Consider the following 3587-nt stretch of genomic DNA (forward strand, 5'->3'; position numbering starts at 1 on the left):
GTGAATTTACGCAGTCTCACGTGTTTCCCAAGGCCGCAGGCAGGTTAAGAGATGTGCTTATAACTGATAAAGGTAACGTCGCGGTATTAACAGACGGTAAAGAGGCAAAGCTAATGTTGATGACAGCAAACTAATTCATAAAGCAAATAAAAGACGCTGCGCTTTTAAAGTAAGTAGCGGCTTTCAATAAGCCACTTTGGTTAATTAAGTAATTTGATCAGTAAGATCAGGGGTTAACCCCTTTAGTTTTAAGATTAAGGTGAGCCTCTTTATTATGTTATTAATAACGTTCTTGTCTCAATTTCCTTAGCATACACTTGCTGTGCTTGTTATTTACCCGCTTCTAATTGCTGTCTCAATAATTCAATAAGTTGAGTGTTAAGCCCGGTAATTTCTGCTTCTAGCACCTTCACTTTAGCCTGCGACTCTTCATCTTCTTTACTGCGTAATAATGCAGCTTCCTGTAGTAGTTTTTCTATCTTTTCTTGTATTTCAGCAATCTGTTCATCAAGTGGGTCTTCTTCAGATTGTGATGCCTGACTTACATCTTCATTGCCTGATAATTTACGTAACGCCTCTCGATTTTGATCTTCCATACTTTTTTCTTTTCCTTCTTCAGATATATCCACTTGGTCACTTTGATCCGCTGCTTTGTGCACAGTCGCTTTTTCGGTTACTTCATCAGCTACCATCTTTAAAATTTGTTTTTGCGGGTAAGTTTCTAAAGGTTTAGAGGTTATGTGAACTGACATTTTATACATTTTAATATTCCTTGTTCCGTCAATTATTTGCGACCAGTAGTTAACCACAAATATAATGCTTTACCAAAAGCCAATTGTAATGGCCCTTGTTTGATTCTTTATTAGATTACACTTTACTCACAAGCTTGCCCATTGTTGTTTTAAACCAACAAGGTGAACAATACCAAAAGATAAACAAATAATAGAACTCCAAACCCAAAACTCAGGCGAACGCCCCATAGGGTTATTTATTAGAAAGAACCCAGCAACACCGCGGGCTAAATAAATAAAAGTTATTAGTACAAGAGCTAGACGGATGAATGGAAGTTTAAAAATCACACCTGCGGCTGAAAATGCATACAATGACCAAGTTGATAGAATCAGAACAATTACACTAGTAATAAGAGTTGGTTGAATACTTCCTTGCTCAGAAAGTAATGCCATTTGCTCTCCTGCACCGAAGAACCGATACCAAGAACCTCCAAAATAGATACAACCTAAATGCAAAGTTGCTACAACAGCACTTAATGTACCTGCAATTATTAGAAAAACATTCATAGAGCGATAACCCCCCCGTGAGACATAACGAGCCTATAAATTAGCTGGTTTATTTATTTTGATAACCTAGATTCTAATTGGAAGTGCACCACCTAATTCATTATAGACTTCATTTGGTGTTTTAAATCCTAAACATTTTCTAGGCCGATTGTTTAGTTGTTCCTCTACTTTTTTTAATTGCTGATGGCTTACTTTGCTAAAGTTAGTTTTCTTCGGGTAATACCTTCTAATTAACCCATTTATTTGCTCTACAGCACCTTTTTCCCAGCTGTGATAAGGCTCACAAAAATAAGATTTATTTTTCAAAATGGCTTCTACTTTTTTAAACTCTGTATTTTCAGTGCCATTGTCATAAGTTATCGATAAATACTATTAAATTAGACAGCCACTCCAATTGTAAACTAATCTAGCGCCACTACTATTAAATTAGACAGCCACTCCAATTGTAAACTAATCTAGCGCCACTAAATTTACTTTTTTGGGCTAAGAGTTCACCTCTTTTTATATCTTTACCCGCGCGTTACACATTAAATAAGCAATTATCACTGTTAAACCTAAATTACACGCATGAAAATGACTGCATAATGCAGTTGTGATTTATTACTGAATAGCTTTACTGAGTAGTTTAAGTTTTATGCCAGTAGCTTTTCGCAGTTACTGATATTCGCTCGCCGCTTTCGCTTTAAGTTTTCACAATAACCTTCTTGTGAGGCTGACCTGCCGACTGCACCATGAAATACACGCGTAAATTGTGTGGTGAGTTTTAACCAGTTTTCTGGGGAGATATTAACTCTTTCGAGTAAGGGTAAGTGTGTACTTTCTATATAACCACGTTTGTCTTCTCGTATACAGCGCCCTGTTAGCTCAACAAGTTCAAGGTACGATTTAAGCTCAAACGGCAGCCCTTTTGGCATAATTTGACGTGGGATACCTGCAAAGCGCAGTAGTTGTTTTGGTTGCTTGCCATCCTTTGCATACGTTAAACGCTGTTTGATGCTGGTATGGTCTGACTCTTCTGGGGTGTTAGCCATTTTGGCTCTAATGGGGTTTAAATCGACATACGCCATGCAAGCCGCAAGGGCTGCTTCATCTAATAATGCTTGAGACGTAAATCGTCCCTCCCAAAAACGGCCAGTGCAGTTATCTTCTTTATTTGCTCTGCGAGCAATGTTTTCATTTAACAACCGCATAAACCAGCTAATACTTGATAGGCGCTCGCGGTATTGTTTTACTGTTTGATTAAAAAAGATAAGTTCAGCTTTACTTAGCTTTTCACCCTGTATGTATTTTTGCGTAAGTACAGTGCCTTTACACAGCTTGTGCCAACGAATAACAATCGCTTTATCATTTAGCCTACTCGCTTTTTTATCATCAACATACAGCACTAAATGGGTATGATTACTCATAACAGCATAAGCACATACATCAATACAAAACACTTTGGCTAACTCAAGCAGTTTATCTTCAACCCAGCCTCTACGATGCTCGTAGGATTGACCTGTAAAGTGGTCTTCCCCACATAAAAATGCACGGCGTACGCAACGTGATATGCAATGGTAGTACTTTGTATCAACCAAACTTACTTGGCGCTTTCTTGCAATTGCCATAAGACACCCTGCTCATTTTTCACACTGATAAAAGCCTAGTACTTAGTTCACTAAACTGCAAAAAATAGGATGGGTGTCACTATTATTATTTTATTTAAAGGAAAGCTGGTTCGATACAGCCGAGCCGTTTGCCATTCTTTAATAAACAGCTGTCGTCGACCTATGGGGCTGTCTATTTTTACTTTCATTTTGTCTACATAGCTCAGCTTTTTGGGTGAATCATTATTTATAATAATTCACTCTTCATGCTGTTTTTGTTGGCTTTTTTTGTAATAATTAGGATGGGTGTCATCCTAATTTGTTAATACAGTACACAAACACTGGCTACGCAATTACAGTCTCCGTGGAGCATGGTTGAACTACCAAACGGCACATGGTTAATTACAGAGCGTGATGGTCATGTAGTTATAGTTAAGAACAACGTGCAATCAAGAGTAAAATTAAACCTTGAGGGCTTATACGTTGCGGGCCAAGGTGGTTTACTCGACATTGTTTTATCACCAGATTATAGCGACTCAAAAGAAGTTATTTTTACTTATGCCCAAGGTGATGCAAGCGCAAACAGGCTGGTTGTTGCCAAAGCCACGTTTAATGGCACTGACTTTTCAAAGCCTAACGTTATTTATAAAGTAGCGACTGATAAAAACACACCGCAACATTACGCAGGACGCGCCCTTGTCTT

General features: G+C 38.1%; 4 protein-coding genes and 2 pseudogenes. 2 read left to right on the forward strand and 4 right to left on the reverse strand.

What is annotated here, in order from left to right; genetic code table 11:
• Positions 1-134: pseudogene (locus H5092_RS20775) on the forward strand (PQQ-dependent sugar dehydrogenase); the annotation flags it as partial.
• A 195-nt stretch (positions 135-329) separates the two neighbouring features.
• On the opposite strand, the gene H5092_RS20325 reads toward H5092_RS20775, so the two are convergent.
• From H5092_RS20325 to H5092_RS20340, 4 genes are all read right to left on the reverse strand, one after another.
• The gene (locus H5092_RS20325) at positions 330-752 is read right to left on the reverse strand and encodes a hypothetical protein (protein WP_259398406.1); all 423 of its coding nucleotides are present in this window, start codon (positions 750-752) and stop codon (positions 330-332) included.
• A gap of 126 nt (positions 753-878) precedes the next feature.
• Positions 879-1298: a hypothetical protein gene (locus tag H5092_RS20330; RefSeq protein ID WP_182734860.1), complete on the reverse strand. Its 420-nt coding sequence runs from the start codon at positions 1296-1298 to the stop codon at positions 879-881.
• A gap of 66 nt (positions 1299-1364) precedes the next feature.
• Positions 1365-1658: an IS30 family transposase gene (locus H5092_RS20335; protein ID WP_182734864.1), complete on the reverse strand. Its 294-nt coding sequence runs from the start codon at positions 1656-1658 to the stop codon at positions 1365-1367.
• Positions 1659-1930: 272 nt separating this feature from the next.
• Entirely contained in the window at positions 1931-2905 is a 975-nt protein-coding gene (locus H5092_RS20340; RefSeq protein WP_182734862.1) for a transposase, read from the reverse strand.
• Positions 2906-3210: 305 nt separating this feature from the next.
• On the opposite strand from H5092_RS20340, the pseudogene H5092_RS20345 reads away from it, so the two are divergent.
• Positions 3211-3587 (forward strand): annotated as a pseudogene (locus H5092_RS20345) (PQQ-dependent sugar dehydrogenase); the annotation flags it as partial.

Source organism: Pseudoalteromonas sp. SR41-7 (assembly GCF_014163935.1).
GTDB classification, from domain to species: Bacteria; Pseudomonadota; Gammaproteobacteria; order Enterobacterales; family Alteromonadaceae; genus Pseudoalteromonas; species Pseudoalteromonas distincta.

What these genes read in the sequence shown, in the direction of transcription:
- H5092_RS20330 (WP_182734860.1), bottom strand. Translation starts at nt 1,298, where the DNA reads ATGAATGTTTTTCTAATAATTGCAGGTACATTAAGTGCTGTTGTAGCA.
- H5092_RS20325 (WP_259398406.1), bottom strand. Translation starts at nt 752, where the DNA reads ATGTCAGTTCACATAACCTCTAAACCTTTAGAAACTTACCCGCAAAAA.
- H5092_RS20340 (WP_182734862.1), bottom strand. Translation starts at nt 2,905, where the DNA reads ATGGCAATTGCAAGAAAGCGCCAAGTAAGTTTGGTTGATACAAAGTAC.